The organism is Microbacterium sp. Cr-K20, assembly GCF_000708325.1.
Classification (GTDB): domain Bacteria; phylum Actinomycetota; class Actinomycetes; order Actinomycetales; family Microbacteriaceae; genus Microbacterium.
Window position 1 is genome coordinate 23,643 of sequence record NZ_JARE01000040.1, and the last position, 17,900, is coordinate 41,542.

Sequence of the window (17,900 nt, forward strand, 5' to 3'; positions counted from 1 at the left end):
ATGACGCAAGCAACGATGCCGGCGGGGAGCGTCACCACTCCCCGCCGGCGCCGCGCAGAGGATGTCGCGGGTCTCGGTCGGGCCAGGGCCACGCTCTTCGCGGCGCCCGGTCTGCTCCTGATCGGCCTGTTCCTCCTCTTCCCGGCGATCTGGACCGTCTACCTCGGCATGACCAACTACCGGTTGACCGGCTTCGCCGCCGCCAACCCGGAGTTCATCGGCCTGGACAACTTCTCCACGGCTCTCAACGATCCGCGCTTCTGGAACTCGCTGTGGCTCACGCTCGTCTTCGTGCTCGTCTCGGGCATCATCGGGCAGACGATCCTCGGCTTCGCGCTGGCCTGGATGCTGCGCAACGTGCGTGCGGGGGTGAAGACCTTCATCGAGACGCTCGTGCTCGCCGCCTGGGTCATCCCCGCCTCGGTCGCCTCGTTCCTCTGGCTCGCGCTCCTGGATCGGCGCACCGGCACCCTGAACTCCCTCCTCGGCACCGAGGGCGCCGCGTGGCTGATCGAGCACCCGATGGAGTGCATCATCATCTTCAACATCTGGGTCGGGACCGCGTTCTCGATGCAGCTGTTCTCCTCGGCGATCAGCGCGGTGCCGCCGTCGCAGCTCGAGAGCGCGCGCATGGTCGGCGCCAACACGTGGCAGCAGCTGCGCGACGTGATCCTGCCCAACATCAAGGGCCACCTGCTGACCAACACCCTGCTGATCACGCTGTGGACGTTCAACACCTTCACGCCCTACCTGCTCACCGCGGGCGGGCCGAACGGTCAGACCGACATCCTGTCGGTGTACATCTACCAGACCGCCATCCCCGGCGGGCAGCTGGGTCTCGGTGCAGCGATCTCGCTCATCATGCTCCTCATCAACCTCGTGATCGCGCTGATGTACACGCGCGTCTCGCGGGGTAAGAGCACCAAGAAGAAGAAGGTGACCTCATGATGACCACCATCAAGACGGTCGTGCGCGACCGCTCGGTGACCCACTTCGTCTCGCGGATCCTGTTCACGGTCGTGCTCGTCATCGTGTCGCTGTTCTTCGCGCTGCCGATGGTGTGGCTGATCCTGGCCCCGTTCGACGCGACCCCGTCGCTGACGGTGTCGTGGCCGGACTGGACGCTCGACAACTTCGCGCGGCTGGTCGAGAACCCGTACGCGATGAAGTCGATCCTCAACTCGCTGATCCTCGGCGTCGGCACCATGGCGCTCGTGATCGTCCTCGGCGCCCTGGCGTCGTATGCGATGAGCCGGATCAGCATCCCCGGCCGCGACGGCATCCTCTACGGTCTGCTGCTCCTGTCGTCGATCGTGACGGGGACGGCGGCCATGGTGCCGACGTTCCAGCTCATCAACCAGCTGCAGCTGATCAACACGCACGTCGGCGTCATCCTGGTGCTGGCGGGCGGGATCCTGCCGACGGTGATCTTCATCCTCAAGGACTTCATGGACTCGATCCCGAAGTCGTACGAGGAGTCGGCGCGGTTGTACGGCGCCGGCCCGTTCCGCATCCTCAAGGACATCGTGGTGCCGATCGCCCGCCCGGGTCTCGCGTTCATCGCGATCTGGACGATCGTGCAGGTCTGGGGCAACTTCCTCGTTCCGTTCCTGCTGCTGCGCACGCCCGACATGCAGCCGGCCGCCGTGCTCATGTACACCTTCTACACCGAGAGCGGCCAGGCCGACCTCCGACTGATCTCGGCGTTCTCGCTGGTGTTCTCGGTGCCTGTCCTGCTCATCTACTTCTTTGTGAACCGTCGCTACGGTTTCCGCTTCCACGGAGGGATCAAGTCCTGATGGCCGCCATCATTGCAACCGAACTCGTCAAGGAGTACCCCGGCGGGGTGCGCGGCGTCGACAGTGTCGACGTCGAGATCGCGGACGGCGAGTTCTTCGCGCTCCTCGGCCCCTCCGGCTGCGGGAAGACCACGCTGCTGCGGTCGATCGCGGGGCTGGAGAGCATCACCTCCGGAAAGCTCACGATCGGCGAGAAAGACGTCACGAACGCGGAGCCGGGCGAGCGCGGCGTCGCGATGGTCTTCCAGGACTACGCGCTGTTCCCGCACATGGACGTCGGCGACAACATCGCCTACCCGCTGCGGATCCGCCGCGTGGGGAAGACCGAGCGCCGCACCACGGCCGAGTCGGTCGCGAACGGGCTGTCGCTGAACGGACTCATCGAGCGCCGCCCCGGCCAGCTCTCCGGTGGTCAGCAGCAGCGCGTGGCGCTCGCCCGCGCCGTCGCGACCCGGCCAGACGTGCTGCTGCTCGACGAGCCGCTGTCGAACCTCGACGCCCGGCTGCGCCTCGAGGCGCGCACGTTCCTCAAGGAGTTGCAGCGCGACCTGGGGGTCACGACCGTGTTCGTGACCCACGACCAGGCCGAGGCGCTCGCGCTCGCCGACCGGATCGCGGTCATGAAGTCCGGCAAGCTGCAGCAGATCGGCTCGCCGCGCGAGATCTTCCACCGCCCGAACAACACCTTCGTCGCGGGGTTCATCGGCTCGGTGCCGATGAACCTGCTCGAGACCGCGGTCTCGGGCGGAACCGTGCGGATCGGTGAGTCCGACGTGGCGGTGCCCACCGAAGCCGCCGCCGCCGCGCGCGACGGCCAGACCGTGATCTGGGGCATCCGTCCCGAGTACCTGCGCTGGTCGACCGAGCCCGTCGAGGGCGGTATCGCCGCCGAGGTCGTCGTGACCGAGACCCTCGGTGCGACGAGCCTGGTGCTCGTCAGTGCGGGGGAGCACAAGCTCCAGGTGGTCGTGCCCGAGGAGCAGGAGCCGGCGCCGGGTGACCGCGGCTGGATCGTCCCGCAGCTCCACCGTGTGCTGCTGTTCGACGCCGAGAGCACCGAGCGGATCGGCTGATGAGCACCATCCGCACCACCCTGCACCTCACCCACGAGATCCAGAACGCCGACCGCTACGTGCGGGTGCCGTTCGACGTGCCCGCCGGCACCGACTCGCTCGAGGTGCGCATCTCGTACGACAGTGAGGCGGCGGTGATCGACCTCGGCTGCGAGGGCGCCGCAGGGTGGCGCGGATGGTCGGGCGGAGCGCGGACCGCCTACGTGATCCGCACCGACGACGCCACGCCCGGGTACCTGCCGGGGCGTCCCGAGGAGGGCGAGTGGAATGTGATCCTCGGCGTGCACCGGCTGAGTGCCGGCGGCGCCGACATCACGGTCGAGATCTCGCTCCCCGCGGAGTCGACGATCGATCACGGACCGGATGCGGCTCCCGTGAGCGGGGTGCCGCGGGGGAGTTCGAGAAACCTCCCGGCGCCCGCCGGCCTGCGCTGGTTCGCCGGCGACTTCCACGCGCACACCCTCCATTCGGACGGCCGCGAGAGCATCTCGGGGCTCGCCGCACTGGGCGCGAGGGCCGGGCTCGACTTCCTCGCCGTCACCGACCACAACACCACCAGCCATCATGCGCACCTCCCGGGTGTCGGGATGCAGCACTCCATCACGCTGCTCCCCGGGCAGGAGGTGACCACGCACCGTGGTCACGCGAACGCCTTCGGGGACATCGGCTGGATCGACTTCCGCCGCCCCGCGCAGGAGTGGGTCGACGAGGTCGAGCGCCGCGGCGGCGTGCTCAGCGTGAACCACCCGATCTCGGGCGACTGCTCGTGGCTGCATCCGCTGGAGCGCGCACCGCGGGCGATCGAGCTGTGGCACTCGACCTGGTACCGGGAACTCATCGCGACCTCGCCGCTCGCCTTCCACGAACGGTGGGACAAGGATGCCGTGCTCCTCGGCGGCGCCGACTTCCACATGCAGAGCCAGGGCGTCGGCCCGGGCACTCCGACGACCTGGGTCGCGGCGGAGGATGCCTCGCCCGAGGCGATCCTCGCCGGAGTCGCCGCCGGGCGCACCGCCATCATGGGCGGGGTGACCGTGCGCGACGGGCTCACCGCACCGGACCTCTTCACCGCCCCCGTCCTCCTGCGCATCGAGGACGAGCTCCTCGCCATCGACGCCGACGGACTGATCCTCGTCGACGGCGCCGGCGAGCGTCGCTCGGTGCACGGCGATCGCGTCGCGTTCCCGGCCGCGCGCTCCGCCGGCCCCCACTACCTGCTGTACCCCGACCGCAGCATCGCCGCCCTGTGCGCCTGACCGGCCGCACGCCCCACACCTTCCCCCAGAGAATCAGGAGTCCCCGCCCGTGACCAGTGAGATCGTCGTCGTCCCCCACACCCACTGGGACCGCGAGTGGTACGAGCCGCACGATGTGTTCCGTCTGCGCCTGGTGCACATGCTCGACCGGCTGATCGGCATCCTGGAGGCGGAGCCGGAGTACCGGTTCACGCTCGACGGACAGGCCGCGGCGATCGAGGACTACCTCGAGATGCGCCCGGACATGCGCGACCGGGTCGTGGCGCTGGTCGAGCGGGAGCAGCTCAGCGTCGGTCCGTTCCTCATCCTCCTCGACGAGTTCGGCTGCGACGGCGAGACGATCATCCGCAACCTCGAGCTCGGCCGCGCCGCGAGCGCCCGCCTCGGACGCACGATGCCCGTCGGCTACCTCCCCGACATGTTCGGCCACGCGGCCCAGATGCCGCAGATCCTGTCGGGCTTCGGCATCCGGCACAGCGCCCTCTGGCGCGGCGTCCCCGCCGACATCGCCGAGCACGCCTTCTCGTGGGTCGCCCCCAACGGCGACGCCGTGCGGTGCGAGTACCTCTTCGACGGCTACGGCAACGGACTCGACATGTTCGCCCTGCCGGGGCAGCTGCCCGAACTCGCCCCCGACTACGCCGCCCGCACCGCATCCTGGTACGGTGACGACCCGGTGCTCGCGATGCTGGGCACCGACCACTCGGCGCCGCCCGAGGACCTCGCCGAGGTCATCCGCGACTACGACGCGGGCGGGCGCGAACCGCACCTGTCGATCGCGACGCTCGACGAGCACCTCTCCCGGTACGAGACGGATGCCGCCACCCTCGCCGCCCTCCCGCAGGTGCACGGCGAGATGCGCTCGCACGCCCGCGGCAACCTCCTGCCCGGCGTCTTCTCGATCCGCACGAACCTCAAGCGCGAGATGGCCCGCTCCGAGCAGGCGCTCACCGCCGCGGAGCGCCTCGACCTGATGTACGGCACCCGCGACCACCGCTCCTTCTTCGACACGGCCTGGTATCGCATCGTGGAGAGCACCGCGCACGACTCCGTGACCGGATGCGGCGTCGACGCGACCGCCGAGCAGGTGGGCACGCGCATCCACACCGCCGGGCACATCGCCCGCGGCGTGATCGACACCGTGCTCCGTGACGTCTCGGCTGCCGTCTCGCCCGCACAGCACCTCGTGTTCAACCCCTCGGGGTTCGCCCGGCGCGCGCAGGTCGAGGTCACGCTGCACGGGGTCGACGCGGGCTCGCTCTCCGCGGGCGTCCAGCTGCTCGACCCGCTGACCACCGTCCTCGGTGACGAGCGGATGCGCACGGCCGACCTGCCGAAGATCCTCCGCCGCATCCACGGCCGCGAGCTCTTCGGCCAGCAGATCAACGGATACGAGTGGGGCGAGCGGTCGCTGCGCTTCCAGGTCGCCGAGAGCCCGCAGGGCGTGTGGGACCTGGCCGCGTTCACCGTCGAGCTCGAGGAGCGCGTCGCCGCGGATGCCGCGGGCGACGACGTCTGGCACGTCGAGACCATCGCCGACCCCCGGAACCGGGCGCTCCTGGCCGTCGACGTCGACGGGCTCGCGGTCGCCGCGGTCGGCGAGACCACGGCGCCGGCATCGGCTGACGCGGTCACCGTGACGTCCGGGGCGCTCTCGAACGGGGCCCTCACCGCGACCGTGAACGCCGACGGCACCGTCCGCATCGACGGCGCGGACGGCTCGTCGATCGACGGTGCGCTCGCTCTCGTCGACGATGGCGACTGCGGCGACTCGTACAACTACGGCCCGGTCGATGCGGCATCCGCCGTCTCGGCGCCCTCGTCGGTCGAGGTGACCGTGCTCGAGGAGGGTCCGCTGCGCGGACGCATCCGCATCCGCCGGGTCTACGACCTGCCGGAGCGCTTGGACGCGGACCGCCGGCGCTCGACCTCGACGGTGCCGCTCGTGACCGAGACCACGATCGAGCTGCGCGAGGGCGAGGGCTTCCTGCGCGTCGGCATCGACTACGTGAACACCGCCTCCGACCACCGGCTCCGGGTGCTGGTGCCCGTCGACGGCGCGGGGCTCGACTCCTCCCGCAGTGCCGGGCAGTACGGCACGACCGTGCGCGGACGCGAGGCCGAGGGGGGCTGGGGCGAATTCCCGCTGCCGACCTATCCGGCGTACCGCTTCGCCGCGGCGGGCTCGACCGCGGTGCTGGTGCAGAAGCTGTCCGAGTACGAGCTGGTGTCGACGGCCGACGCGCCGGATGCTCTCGCGGTCACGCTGTCGCGCTCGGTCGGGATGATGAGCGTGAACGTGCACCCGCTGCGCGACGAGCCGGCCGGATCCGAGATCCCCGTGCCGGGCGCCCAGTACCTCGGGGTCGCCGTGCACACCGATCTGGCGATCCTGGTCGGCGCCGACGATGCCACCGCGGTGCGCGCCGCCGATCTCTTCCGGCACGACCCGCTCGTGGTCCGCGGTTCGGGTGCGGCCGACGGCCCGCTGCCCGAGGCGGCGTTCCCCGTGCGGCTGTCGGGTGATGTGGTGCTGGAGTCGGCGCGACGCGTCGGCACCGAGGCCGAGCTCCGGTTCGTGAACTACCTGACCGAGGAGCGCGAGGTGGCGTTCACGTCACCCGGCGACTGGGTGCGGGTAGACCTGGCCGGTGCGATGCAGGACGGCGCCTTCGACGCGGCGGCTGCTCGTGCCGTCGGCGGCGGGATGCTCAGCATCCGCCGGGCGATCGACTGATCTCGGCAAGTGAGCGACTAAGTGCTAATGTTAAGACAAATGATCGAGGGAGAGGGGGAGCGATGACCGAGCACACATCGGTCCCGGAGATCCTGGCCATCGGGCGCCTGGGTGTCGACCTGTATCCGCTGCAGGACGGCGTCGGCCTCGGCGAGGTCACCAGCTTCGGCAAGTACCTCGGCGGCAGCGCTGCGAACGTCTCGGTCGCCGCCGCACGGTACGGCCATGACACCGCACTGCTCTCCCGTGTCGGTGACGACCCCTTCGGGCGGTACCTGCGCACAGAGCTCGAGCGCCTCGGGGTGCACAGCTTGTACGTCGCGACCGACCCGACGTACAAGACCCCGATCACGTTCTGCGAGATCTTCCCGCCCGACGACTTCCCGCTGTACTTCTATCGCGAACCGACCGCCCCCGACCTGCAGATCCGGCCGGGCGACGTCGACGAGGCCGCGGTGCGGCAGGCTGCGCTCGTCTGGTTCACCGCGACCGGCCTGAGCGAGGAGCCGAGCCGGCAGACGCACCTCGAGCTCCTCCGGGCGCGCGGGCGCCGAGCGCACACCGTGTTCGATCTGGACTACCGCCCCATGTTCTGGGAGACGCCCGACGAGGCCCGCGTGCAGATCCAGCGGGCGCTGGAGTTCGCCACGGTCGCCGTGGGAAACCGCGAGGAGTGTGAGGTCGCGGTCGGCGAGACCGACCCGCAGCGTGCGGCGGATGCGCTCCTCGAGCGCGGCGTCGAGCTGGCGATCGTGAAGCAGGGACCCCGCGGCGTGCTCGCCAAGACGCGGTCGAGGCAGGTCGAGATCCCCGCGACCGCGGTCGAGGTCGTGAACGGACTCGGTGCCGGCGACGCGTTCGGCGGTGCGCTCTGCCATGGACTGCTCGCCGAGTGGGAGCTGGAGAAGACCCTGACCTATGCGAATGCGGCGGGCGGCATCGTCGCCGGACGCCGGGAATGCTCGACGGCGATGCCGACCGAGCGCGAGGTCGCCGAGGTCGTGAACGGAGATGCGTGAGATGACAGCCCTGACCGAAGAGGACTTCCACCGGCTCCGGACGGTGCGCGCGGAGTCGCCGCACGCGATCCGCGAGACGCTGGCCGAACGTCGCCGTCGCGACATCATCCGTGGGGACGGGCGGCTGTTCATCATCGCCGCCGATCACCCCGCACGCGGTGCGCTCGCGGTCGGCGGGTCGCCGTTCGCCATGGCCGACCGCTATGAGCTGCTCGATCGGCTCGCGATCGCCCTGCGGCATCCGGGAGTGGACGGTGTGCTCGGCACCCCCGACATCATCGACGACCTGGCGATGCTGGGCCTGCTCGACGACAAGATCGTCGTCGGGTCGATGAACCGCGGCGGGCTCCGCGGAGCGACCTTCGAGATGGACGACCGCTACACCGGGTACGACGTGCCCGCGATGGTGGACTCCGGCATCGACTTCGCCAAGGCTCTGCTGCGGGTGAACCTCGACGACGACGGGACGGCCCCCACGCTGGCCTCGACGGCCGACGCGGTGACCGCGGCGGCCCGTGCCGACCTGCCGATCATGCTCGAGCCGTTCCTCAGCCGCCGGGTCGATGGCCGGGTCGTCAACGACCTGAGCCCGGATGCCGTGATGCTGTCGATCGCGATCGCCAGCGGGCTCGGTGCGAGCAGCGCGAGCACCTGGTTGAAGCTGCCGGTCGTCGACGACATGGAACGCGTGCTCGCGGCGACGACGCTGCCCGTCCTGCTGCTCGGCGGCGACGCGGGCGCCGACCCCGACGACACGTTCTCGTCCTGGGAGGACGCCCTGTCGCTCCCCGGTGTGCGCGGCCTGACCGTCGGCCGCACTCTCCTCTATTCGTCGGACATCGACGTGGCATCCGCCATCGACGTCGCGGCCTCCCTCGTCCACCCCGGGCTGACCGCCTGATCGCCCTCTCCGCAGAAGGACACGCATGACCTCCGCTTCCGACATCCCCGTCATCGGCCATTGGATCGACGGGGCCGCCCGCGCCTCGGCGAGCGGCCGCACGGCTCCCGTCCACAACCCCGCGACGGGGGCGGTGACCGGGCACGTCGCCCTGGCCGACGACTCCGAGATCGCGGACGCCATCGCCTCCGCGCAGCGCGGATTCCAGGTGTGGAGCGCCTACTCGATCGCGCGGCGCCAGGCGGTGATGTTCGCGTTCCGTGAGCTGCTGAACGCGCGCAAGGGTGAGCTGGCGGCGATCATCACGGCCGAGCACGGCAAGGTCCGCTCCGATGCGATGGGCGAGATCCTGCGCGGACAGGAGGTCGTGGAACTCGCGACCGGGTTCCCGCACCTGATCAAGGGCGCCTACTCGGAGAACGTCTCGACCGGCATCGACGTGTACTCGCTCAAGCAGCCGCTCGGCGTCGTCGGCATCATCTCCCCGTTCAACTTTCCGGCGATGGTGCCGATGTGGTTCTTCCCGGTCGCGATCGCCGCGGGCAACGCCGTGGTGCTCAAGCCCAGCGAGAAGGACCCGTCCGCCGCACTCTGGCTCGCCGCCCTCTGGGCCGAGGCCGGGCTGCCCGACGGCGTGTTCACCGTGCTGCAGGGCGACAAGCAGGCGGTGGACGGGCTGCTGGAGAGCCCGGACGTCGCCTCGATCTCGTTCGTCGGCTCGACGCCCATCGCCCAGTACATCTACGAGACCGCGTCCCGCCACGGCAAGCGCGTGCAGGCACTCGGCGGCGCGAAGAACCACATGCTCGTCCTGCCGGATGCCGACCTCGACCTCGTCGCCGACCAGGCCGTGAACGCGGGATTCGGCGCGGCGGGAGAGCGGTGCATGGCCGTCTCGGTCCTGCTCGCGGTCGAGCCGGTGGCGGACGCGCTGATCGAGCGCATCTCGCAGCGCATCGCGGGGCTGCGCATCGGCGACGGTGCGGGCGGTGCCGACGGCGAGCCCGACATGGGTCCGCTGATCACCGCGGAGCACCGCGCGAAGGTGTCGGGCTACGTCGACATCGCCGAGGCCGACGGGGCGCGCATCGTGGTCGACGGCAGAGGGTTGACGGTCGACGGGAACGAGGACGGCTTCTGGTTCGGGCCGACGCTCATCGACGAGATCCCGACATCCTCGCGGGCCTACCAGGAGGAGATCTTCGGGCCCGTGCTGTCGGTGGTGCGGGTGCAGACCTTCCAGGAGGGGGTCGACCTGATCAACTCCGGCCGGTTCGGCAACGGGACCGCGATCTTCACGAACGACGGCGGGGCGGCCCGCCGCTTCCAGCACGAGGTCCAGGTCGGGATGATCGGCATCAACGTGCCCATCCCGGTCCCCGTGGCTTATCACTCGTTCGGCGGGTGGAAGGCATCGCTGTTCGGCGACGCGAAGGCGTACGGTGTCCATGGCTTCGACTTCTTCACCCGCGAGAAGGCGATCACCAGTCGGTGGCTCGACCCCGCCCTCCACGGCGGCATCGACCTCGGCTTCCCCCAGAACAGCTGACCAGCGGATGCGGGCAGGAGACGCCATGACCGAGGACGGGAACTGGTTCCACCGCCGGGGCGCGATCGGCCGCGACGGCTGGGAGAGCGTGGTCGACGACACGACGCCCGGCTGGGCGCACACCGGCATCCGCATCGGCGAGATCGGCGCGGGGGAGCGCCTCGCGCTCGCCGACACCGGGGTGGAGCGGATCATCGTGCCGCTCTCCGGGTCGTTCTCCGTGGCGCACACCGAGGAGGGATCGACCACCGAGACGCTGCTCGCCGGTCGCCGTTCCGTGTTCGACGGTCCGAGCGACGTGCTCTACCTGTCGGCGGCGGCCACGGCCGTCATCACGGGCTCCGGCCGGGTGGCCGTGGCGTCTTCGCCCACCTCGGTCGTGCATCCCACGCGGCACATCCTCGCGGCCGAGACCCCGGTCGAACTCCGTGGCGCCGGCGCCTCCAGCCGGCAGGTGCACAACTTCGGTACGCCGGAGGCGCTCGACGCCGAGCGCCTCATCGTGTGCGAGGTCATCACGCCCGCCGAGAACTGGTCGTCGTACCCGCCGCACAAGCACGACGAGCACGTGCCGGGGCGAGAGTCCCGGCTCGAGGAGATCTACTACTTCGAGGCGGCGCCCACGCGCTCGAGCGGAGACGCCGCTGCCGCCGACGCGGCCTTCGGGATGTTCGCGACCTACTCCTCGGATGCCGGCGAGATCGACATCGCCGAACGGGTGCGCACCGGCGACATCGCGCTGGTGCCGTTCGGGTTCCACGGTCCCGCCGTGGCAGCTCCCGGCTACGACCTCTACTACCTGAACGTCATGGCCGGCCCCGACCGGGAGCGGGCCTGGCTCATCACCGACGACCCCGCGCACGCGTGGGTGCGCGACAGCTGGAGCGGGCAGGACATCGATCCCCGGCTGCCCTACCGAGCAGAGGGAGAACTCTGATGCAGACCAGACGGATGACGGTCGGCCAGGCGCTGGTCGAGTTCCTCTCGCGGCAGTGGACGGTCGACGGCGACATCCGCGAGCGCACCGTGCCCGGCATGTTCGGCATCTTCGGTCACGGGAACGTCGCCGGTCTCGGCCAGGCGCTGCAGCAGTACAACCTCGAGCAGCCCGACCTGATGCCCTACCACCAGGCCCGCAACGAGCAGGCGATGGTGCACCAGGCCGTCGGGTTCGCCCGGATGCATCGCCGCAGGGCGACGTTCGCGAGCACGGCCTCGGTCGGTCCTGGCGCCACGAACATGCTCACCGGTGCGGCGCTCGCGACCACCAACCGGCTGCCGGCGCTGCTGCTGCCGAGCGACACCTTCGCCACCCGGGTCGCGGACCCCGTGCTGCAGCAGTTGGAGCGCCCGCACGACATCGGGCTCACCGTGAACGACGCGTTCCGCCCGCTCTCGGTCTTCTTCGACCGGGTGCAGCGCCCGGAGCAGCTGTTCTCGATCGCGCTCGCCGCGATGCGCGTCCTCACCGATCCCGCCGAGACCGGTGCGGTGACGATCGCCCTGCCCGAAGACGTTCAGGCCGAAGCGCTGGACGTGCCCCTCGAGTTCCTCCAGGACCGGGAGTGGCACATCCGCCGACCACTGCCGGAGCGCGGACCGCTGGCGCGGGCGGTCGCGGCGATCCGTGGTGCGAAGCAGCCGCTCCTCGTCGCGGGTGGCGGTGTCATCTACTCCGAAGCGGAGCAGGCGCTGCGGGCGTTGGTCGAGGCCACGGGCATCCCGGTCGGCACGACGCAGGCGGGCGGCGGCGCGCTGCCGTGGGATCACCCCCAGTACCTGGGCGGGATCGGTGCGACCGGCGCCACCGCGGCGAACCGCATCGCGGCGGAGGCCGACGTCATCATCGGCGTCGGCACCCGGTACAGCGACTTCACGACGGCGTCCCGCACGGCCTTCCAGAACCCCGACGCGGTGTTCGTCAACATCAACATCGCGGCCTTCGACGCCTACAAGCACGGCTCGCAGCTGCCCGTCGTCGCGGATGCCAGGGAGGCCCTGGTCGCGCTGCGCGACGAGCTCGACGGATACCGCGTCGCACCGGCGCTGAGCGCACGGATCGCCGACGAGAAGCGCGAGTGGGATGCGGTCGTCGACCGGGCGCTCGCCCCCACGGGCCGCGAGCTGCCGGGCCAGCCCGAGATCATCGGCGCCGTGCGCGGGGCCGTGGCCGACGAAGACGTGATCGTGCAGGCGGCCGGCTCGCTCCCCGGCGACCTGCACAAGCTCTGGCGCGTCAGCGATCCGCTCGGCTATCACGTCGAATACGCATACTCCTGCATGGGGTACGAGATCGCGGGAGGACTCGGCGTCAAGCGCGGGCTCACGGCATCCGGCGACGAGCGCGACGTCGTCGTCATGGTCGGCGACGGCTCGTACCTGATGCTGAGCTCCGAGCTCGCGACGGCCGTGGCCGAGGGGATCAAGATCATCGTCGTGCTCATCCAAAACCAGGGCTATGCCTCGATCGGGCACCTCTCGGAGACGGTCGGCTCGGAGCGCTTCGGCACCGAGTACCGCCGCTACGACGACGAGGCGCGCAACTTCCAGCGCGGCGACGTGCTGCCGGTCGACCTCGCCATGAACGCGCGCAGCTACGGCGTCGACGTCATCGAGATCGCGAAGGGGTCCGCGGCGATCGACGCCCTGCGTGCCGCGGTCGCCGCCGCGAAGGCCTCCGAGCGGACGACGCTCATCCATGTCGAGAGCGATCCGACGGTCTACGGCCCCGACGGCGAGGGCTGGTGGGATGTGCCGGTGGCCGAGGTCTCGCGCACCGAGACGGCTCGACGGGCGCGCGCGGAGTACGAGGGTCAGCGCGCCGCACAGCGCCCGCTGCTGGGGTGAGTCGGGTCGGGCCGCCTGCGCTCCAGGCACTTCCCACCCGGTACCGCGTACCCTGGAAGGTATGACTGAGACTCCCCGCACGCGCGAGACGCGCCCACAGGCAGCGCCCGCGTCGTCCCGTTCGGGGGCGGTCCGCGAGACCAAGAAGCCACAGGTGCGCCCGGCGACCGAGGGGTGGACCCAGCAGAAGGATGCCGAGGGGCGTCCGCTCCTGCAGTTCGCGAGCCCCAAGCGCGGCAAGCCGCCCGTGCACCTGGCCGACCTCACACCGGCCGAACGCATCGAGAAGGTCAAGGAGCTCGGGCTGCCCGGCTTCCGCGCGAAGCAGCTGTCGACGCACTACTTCCGCCACTACACGTCCGACCCCGAGCAGATGACCGACCTCCCGGCCGACACCCGGGAGCAGCTGGTCGCCGGGATGCTGCCGCCGCTGCTCACCGAGGTGCGCCGCCTCGAGACCGACAAGGGCGACACGATCAAGTTCCTGTGGCGTCTGCACGACGGCGCCCTGGTCGAGTCGGTGCTCATGCGCTACCCCGGCCGCATCACGCTGTGCGTGTCGAGCCAGGCCGGCTGCGGCATGAACTGCCCGTTCTGTGCGACCGGCCAGGCGGGTCTGACCCGCAACATGTCGACCGCCGAGATCATCGAGCAGATCGTCCGCGCCAACCGGCTCATCGCCGAGGGCGGGCTCGGCGGCAAGAAGTCCGACGACCACAGCATGGAGCGCGTCTCGAACATCGTCTTCATGGGGATGGGCGAGCCGCTGGCCAACTACAAGCGCGTGATGGATGCGGTGCGGTCGATGGTCGCCGCACAGCCCGACGGCCTCGGCATGAGCGCCCGTGGCATCACCGTGTCGACCGTCGGCCTGGTGCCGGCGATCAAGAAGCTCGCTGACGAGGGCATCCCGGTCACGTTCGCGCTGTCGCTGCACGCACCGGACGACCACCTGCGCGACGAGCTCATCCCGGTCAACTCCCGCTGGAAGGTCGATGAGGCGCTGGATGCCGCCTACGACTACTACGCCAAGACCGGCCGCCGCGTGTCGATCGAGTACGCGCTCATCAAGGACATGAACGACCACGGCTGGCGCGCCGACCTGCTGGCCGAGAAGCTCAATCAGCGCGGACGCGGGTGGGTGCACGTGAACCCGATCCCGCTGAACCCGACGCCCGGCTCGATCTGGACGGCATCCGAGAAAGACGTCACGAACGAGTTCGTGCGCCGCCTGAACGACGCCGGCATCCCGACCACCCTCCGCGACACCCGCGGCAAGGAGATCGACGGCGCCTGCGGTCAGCTCGTCGCCACCACCGAAGACGAGGCCGCCTCCGCCGCGATGGCCTGAGTCCCGCCCGCGCGGCGGGCGTCTGTCGTGCCGAGTTGCTCGGCGCGGTCGAGCCAGCGGGTGATGGTCGCCGCCTTGGCATCCTTCACTCCGAGCATGCGGTGCGTGCGCACCGAGCGGATGCCGCAGAACTTCATGGTGTTGCGCACGATCTGCGTCTGTGCCGGGAGGCCGGTGAACGGCAGGAAGAACCAGGGAGTGTCGGCGAGCAGGAGCAGACGTCCACGGCGCGCGGGGATCAGGCCCTCGGGGAGGCCGAGCTTCGAGTAGCGGTACTCCTGCTGCGGCAGCAGCGCCCGATCGAAGAAGCCCTTGAGGAGGGCCGGCGGTGCGCCCCACCACACCGGTGTCGCGATGACGATCGTGTCGGCATCGTGCAGAGCCTGCTTTGCCTCGACGAGGTCGGGCTCGAGCGTCATGCGCTCGCGGTAGCCGAAGCGCAGGTTGGGGTCGAAGTCGAGGTCGCGCAGGGCGAGCACGCGGGCATCGCCGTGCCCGGCGGCGTACCGCTGGGCGAGCGAGGCGGTCAAGGAGCGGGCGTCGGGGTGGCCGTCGATCACGAGAGCGGTCATGGCGTGGTTCCTATCTGGACAGTGTCAAGCTGGTGGACAGTGTCAAGATAGGAGATGATGTTGCTCATGTCAAGTTCGAAGGACGGCTACCACCACGGCGATCTCGCCCGTGCCCTGGAAGACGCCGCGATGCAGCTGCTGGAGCGGATGCCGGCGGCGGAGATCAGCCTGCGCGAGGTCGCGCGGGCCGCGAACGTCAGCCACAACGCGCCGTACCATCACTTCTCCGACCGGCTCGGACTGCTCAAGGCGATCGCCGAGCGCAGCATGGCCGACCTCCTCGACCAGGTCCGCGCTGCCGCCGAGAAAGCCTCGACCCCGCGGGCGGCGCTCATCGACGGAGGGTCGGCCTACATCCGCTTCGCGATCGAGCATCCGCATGCGTTCGACGCCGTCTACGACCCGACCGTCTGCATCCCGGGATCGCCGACCGCCACGATGGCGCCGCTGATCGACGGGCTCGAGGCCGTGCTCGCCGAGGGCGCAGCCGCGGTGGGACTCGACCGACCGACCGATGTCGTCGCGCTGTGGGGCCTGATCCACGGGCTCGGCACCCTCGCCGCCGCCGGACACTTCGCCCTCGACGACGGCCTGTCCGCCTACGCCGCTGCTCTCGATCGGCTGCTTCCGGCATCCTGAATCCGTCGGACGGCACGGAACCTGTGAGGCACTCCAAGGACTTTTCCACGGTATCCACAGGCGATATTTCGTAGATTGTTCGGATGCCCTATTCCGCCCATCGGCCGGGTCGCTACGACTCGCAGGGTCGGATCATCATCGACGGCGAACCCGACGCCGTCACCGATGACCTCGACTTCCTGCGCGAATTCGAGCCGACCGGCGCCGACGACGCCACCCGCGAGGTTCCCGTCGCAGACCCCGCCGAGGCGACCCCGATCGCCGATGCGGTCGCCGCCGACGAGTCCGCGCCCGTGAAGCCCCCGCGCGAGCCCCGCGTCCGCAAGCCCCGCAAGAAGCGTGCCCCGCGCACTCCCGGCTCCCGTGCCCGGACACTCGCGATCCTCGGTGGCGCGGAGGGCGAGATCCTCGACCGCGTCCCCGGCGAGACGCCGCGCTTCGTGCAGATGTTCTTCGTGCTCGCCGGCACCGCGCTGGTCTCCGCCATCTCGATGCTCTTCGCGCTCACCACCGGTGTGCAGGCCGCGATCTGGCTGGCCGTGCCGCTCGCGCTCGTGTGGGCGCTCATCATCTTCAACCTCGATCGCTTCCTCACCTCGACCATGAGCTCGACGCGGAACGTGTGGCGGCTCATCGGCCTCGCGATCCCGCGTGTGATCATGGCCGCGATCATCGGCTTCGTCGTCGCCGAGCCGCTCGTGCTGCAGATCTTCCACAACGACATCGCCCGCGAGGTCGCGTCGACCAACATCACGCAGTCGCAGTCCGATCAGGAGGCGCTCGAGACCGGTCCGGAGAAGATCGCGCTGGACTCCGCCACCGCCAAGGTCGCCGAGCTCGAGAACCAGGCCGCGACCGGCATCGTCGCGGGCACCGAATCCTCTTCGGCGACCGAGTCGGCCGCCCAGGCCACGGTCGACGACGTGACCGCCAAGATGACCGAGCAGCAGAAGGTCATCGACCAGGCGCGCGTGCTCTACCAGTGCGAGCTGACCGGTGAGGGCGCGGGCACCGTTCCCGGCTGCACCGGCGTGAACGGCGAGGGCGCGAGCTCGGACGCCGCCAAAGCTCAACTCGCCGAGGCGCAGCAGACGTACGACGCGCTCGCCGCCCAGCTGCGCACCGCGAACGAGGAGCTCGCCGCCGCCGGCACCGCCGCCAAGGAGAACACCTCGACGTCGGAGTCGACGAACCGCGAGCAGGCGAAGTCCCAGCTGCCGGCCGCCCGCGACACCTACGACCAGGCGCTCGCCGCGTACAACGCGCGCGCGGATGCCGTGGCCCAGGGCAACGCCGGAGCCGTCGGGCTGCTCAGCCAGATCAGCGGATTGAACCGCCTGAGCGAGAAGGAGCCCACGATCCTGTGGGCGCACATCCTCATCGCGGCGCTGTTCTTCATGATCGAGCTGCTGCCCGTGCTGGTCAAGGTGCTCACGAGCTACGGCGACCCGAGCCTGTATGAGAAGGCCGCGGCCATCCGCAAGCAGGTCGCCCTGGACCGGGTGACGGCGGAGGGCTTCCGCGACCGCGCCGAGATCGTGACGACTCCGGCGCCATCGCCTCCGTCAGCCTCCGCTCAGGCCACCTGACCTGGCCCGCGCTCCCGGGACACCGTCGCGCCTAGGCGACGAGCGTGAGGCTTCGCGACGGGAGCAGGACGTCGGCGATCACGGATGACCCGTGCTGCGGTACGGCGTGGGTCAGCGAGCGGATCAGGGCGACGGTCGACGGCGGCCGCGACCACTGCTCGCCGGTCAGTGCCGCCTCGATCAGGGACAGCGGATGCTGAAGCGCGGGGTCGTGCTGGCGGGAGTCGTCGCTCAGCCATTCGATGAGCTGACCGATGGTCCAATCGGGCCTGATTGGACCGAGATCTGCCGGAGGAGTGGTCGTGAAGGTGCTCATTGGTCCAGAATCAGGTCTCATGAGCGTCGATGACAGGGCCAATACTCGGCCGGTGGACCATGGATCGGCCATTCCTGCGCCATCCGCAGGTTCATCGCCGACTCTCGTCCGTGCGGGCGAGGTCGCCTCGGAGGCGCTCTCCGCCCGGTTGGGCAGATGGACCCACGGAGACGGCACGCTCGCGGCGCGGCTGTCCCGCGGCATCGAGGCTCTGATCGCGGGCGGCGAGCTGCGCCCCGGCGACCGTCTGCC

Annotated in this window: 15 protein-coding genes and 1 pseudogene; 14 read left to right on the forward strand and 2 right to left on the reverse strand. The window is 70.2% G+C overall.

All coding sequences use genetic code 11. The features are described 5' to 3' along the window. The 11 genes from GZ67_RS0106115 (at window position 1) to rlmN (ending at window position 14,532) form a co-directional block, all read left to right on the forward strand. A complete protein-coding gene (locus GZ67_RS0106115; protein WP_091031549.1) occupies window positions 1-948 on the forward strand; it encodes a carbohydrate ABC transporter permease in 948 nt (315 codons plus the stop codon). Continuing rightward, on the forward strand, window positions 945-1,799 hold the full coding sequence (locus GZ67_RS0106120) for a carbohydrate ABC transporter permease (protein ID WP_197021025.1): 855 nt from the start codon (window positions 945-947) through the stop codon (window positions 1,797-1,799). The genes GZ67_RS0106115 and GZ67_RS0106120 overlap by 4 nt, the downstream gene beginning before the upstream one ends. Next, window positions 1,799-2,872, forward strand: a complete 1,074-nt coding sequence (locus tag GZ67_RS0106125) for an ABC transporter ATP-binding protein (protein WP_029261204.1) — start codon at window positions 1,799-1,801, stop codon at window positions 2,870-2,872. The genes GZ67_RS0106120 and GZ67_RS0106125 overlap by 1 nt, the downstream gene beginning before the upstream one ends. Further along, complete coding sequence (locus GZ67_RS0106130; RefSeq protein ID WP_051662379.1) at window positions 2,872-4,128, forward strand: CehA/McbA family metallohydrolase; 1,257 nt, start codon at window positions 2,872-2,874, stop codon at window positions 4,126-4,128. The genes GZ67_RS0106125 and GZ67_RS0106130 overlap by 1 nt, the downstream gene beginning before the upstream one ends. 49 nt (window positions 4,129-4,177) lie before the next feature. Then, window positions 4,178-6,865 carry a hypothetical protein gene (locus GZ67_RS0106135; RefSeq protein WP_051662380.1) on the forward strand — a complete coding sequence of 896 codons (2,688 nt, stop codon included), beginning with the start codon at window positions 4,178-4,180 and terminating at the stop codon, window positions 6,863-6,865. Window positions 6,866-6,927: 62 nt separating this feature from the next. Beyond that, on the forward strand, window positions 6,928-7,884 hold the full coding sequence (iolC, locus tag GZ67_RS0106140) for a 5-dehydro-2-deoxygluconokinase (protein WP_029261201.1): 957 nt from the start codon (window positions 6,928-6,930) through the stop codon (window positions 7,882-7,884). A 1-nt stretch (window position 7,885) separates the two neighbouring features. Further along, window positions 7,886-8,785, forward strand: a complete 900-nt coding sequence (locus GZ67_RS0106145; protein WP_029261200.1) for a Cgl0159 family (beta/alpha)8-fold protein — start codon at window positions 7,886-7,888, stop codon at window positions 8,783-8,785. Between the two features lie 25 nt (window positions 8,786-8,810). Beyond that, window positions 8,811-10,334 carry a CoA-acylating methylmalonate-semialdehyde dehydrogenase gene (locus GZ67_RS0106150; protein WP_029261199.1) on the forward strand — a complete coding sequence of 508 codons (1,524 nt, stop codon included), beginning with the start codon at window positions 8,811-8,813 and terminating at the stop codon, window positions 10,332-10,334. A gap of 25 nt (window positions 10,335-10,359) precedes the next feature. Further along, entirely contained in the window at window positions 10,360-11,271 is a 912-nt protein-coding gene (iolB, locus tag GZ67_RS0106155) for a 5-deoxy-glucuronate isomerase (protein WP_029261198.1), read from the forward strand. Then, window positions 11,271-13,181, forward strand: coding sequence for a 3D-(3,5/4)-trihydroxycyclohexane-1,2-dione acylhydrolase (decyclizing) (iolD, locus tag GZ67_RS0106160; protein ID WP_197021024.1), 1,911 nt, complete (start codon window positions 11,271-11,273; stop codon window positions 13,179-13,181). The genes iolB and iolD overlap by 1 nt, the downstream gene beginning before the upstream one ends. Before the next feature lie 61 nt (window positions 13,182-13,242). Continuing rightward, the gene (gene rlmN / locus GZ67_RS0106165) at window positions 13,243-14,532 is read left to right on the forward strand and encodes a 23S rRNA (adenine(2503)-C(2))-methyltransferase RlmN (RefSeq protein WP_029261196.1); all 1,290 of its coding nucleotides are present in this window, start codon (window positions 13,243-13,245) and stop codon (window positions 14,530-14,532) included. Here rlmN and GZ67_RS0106170 read toward each other — a convergent pair. Continuing rightward, entirely contained in the window at window positions 14,481-15,104 is a 624-nt protein-coding gene (locus GZ67_RS0106170) for an NAD(P)H-dependent oxidoreductase (RefSeq protein WP_029273821.1), read from the reverse strand. The genes rlmN and GZ67_RS0106170 overlap by 52 nt on opposite strands. A 66-nt stretch (window positions 15,105-15,170) precedes the next feature. Between GZ67_RS0106170 and GZ67_RS0106175 the strand changes: the two genes are divergently transcribed. Continuing rightward, entirely contained in the window at window positions 15,171-15,743 is a 573-nt protein-coding gene (locus GZ67_RS0106175; protein WP_029261194.1) for a TetR/AcrR family transcriptional regulator, read from the forward strand. Window positions 15,744-15,826: 83 nt separating this feature from the next. After that, on the forward strand, window positions 15,827-17,332 hold the full coding sequence (locus GZ67_RS0106180; RefSeq protein ID WP_029261193.1) for a DUF4407 domain-containing protein: 1,506 nt from the start codon (window positions 15,827-15,829) through the stop codon (window positions 17,330-17,332). 31 nt (window positions 17,333-17,363) lie between these two features. On the opposite strand, the gene GZ67_RS0106185 is transcribed toward GZ67_RS0106180, so the two are convergent. Further along, window positions 17,364-17,648: a hypothetical protein gene (locus GZ67_RS0106185; RefSeq protein WP_029261192.1), complete on the reverse strand. Its 285-nt coding sequence runs from the start codon at window positions 17,646-17,648 to the stop codon at window positions 17,364-17,366. A gap of 52 nt (window positions 17,649-17,700) precedes the next feature. Here GZ67_RS0106185 and GZ67_RS20355 point away from each other — a divergent pair. Further along, window positions 17,701-17,900, forward strand: a pseudogene (locus GZ67_RS20355) (hypothetical protein); the annotation flags it as partial.

What these genes read in the sequence shown, in the direction of transcription:
- GZ67_RS0106115 (WP_091031549.1), top strand. Translation starts at nt 1, where the DNA reads ATGACGCAAGCAACGATGCCGGCGGGGAGCGTCACCACTCCCCGCCGG.
- GZ67_RS0106120 (WP_197021025.1), top strand. Translation starts at nt 945, where the DNA reads ATGATGACCACCATCAAGACGGTCGTGCGCGACCGCTCGGTGACCCAC.
- GZ67_RS0106125 (WP_029261204.1), top strand. Translation starts at nt 1,799, where the DNA reads ATGGCCGCCATCATTGCAACCGAACTCGTCAAGGAGTACCCCGGCGGG.
- GZ67_RS0106130 (WP_051662379.1), top strand. Translation starts at nt 2,872, where the DNA reads ATGAGCACCATCCGCACCACCCTGCACCTCACCCACGAGATCCAGAAC.
- iolC (WP_029261201.1), top strand. Translation starts at nt 6,928, where the DNA reads ATGACCGAGCACACATCGGTCCCGGAGATCCTGGCCATCGGGCGCCTG.
- GZ67_RS0106145 (WP_029261200.1), top strand. Translation starts at nt 7,886, where the DNA reads ATGACAGCCCTGACCGAAGAGGACTTCCACCGGCTCCGGACGGTGCGC.
- GZ67_RS0106150 (WP_029261199.1), top strand. Translation starts at nt 8,811, where the DNA reads ATGACCTCCGCTTCCGACATCCCCGTCATCGGCCATTGGATCGACGGG.
- iolB (WP_029261198.1), top strand. Translation starts at nt 10,360, where the DNA reads ATGACCGAGGACGGGAACTGGTTCCACCGCCGGGGCGCGATCGGCCGC.
- iolD (WP_197021024.1), top strand. Translation starts at nt 11,271, where the DNA reads ATGCAGACCAGACGGATGACGGTCGGCCAGGCGCTGGTCGAGTTCCTC.
- rlmN (WP_029261196.1), top strand. Translation starts at nt 13,243, where the DNA reads ATGACTGAGACTCCCCGCACGCGCGAGACGCGCCCACAGGCAGCGCCC.
- GZ67_RS0106170 (WP_029273821.1), bottom strand. Translation starts at nt 15,104, where the DNA reads ATGACCGCTCTCGTGATCGACGGCCACCCCGACGCCCGCTCCTTGACC.
- GZ67_RS0106175 (WP_029261194.1), top strand. Translation starts at nt 15,171, where the DNA reads ATGTCAAGTTCGAAGGACGGCTACCACCACGGCGATCTCGCCCGTGCC.
- GZ67_RS0106180 (WP_029261193.1), top strand. Translation starts at nt 15,827, where the DNA reads ATGCCCTATTCCGCCCATCGGCCGGGTCGCTACGACTCGCAGGGTCGG.
- GZ67_RS0106185 (WP_029261192.1), bottom strand. Translation starts at nt 17,648, where the DNA reads ATGAGCACCTTCACGACCACTCCTCCGGCAGATCTCGGTCCAATCAGG.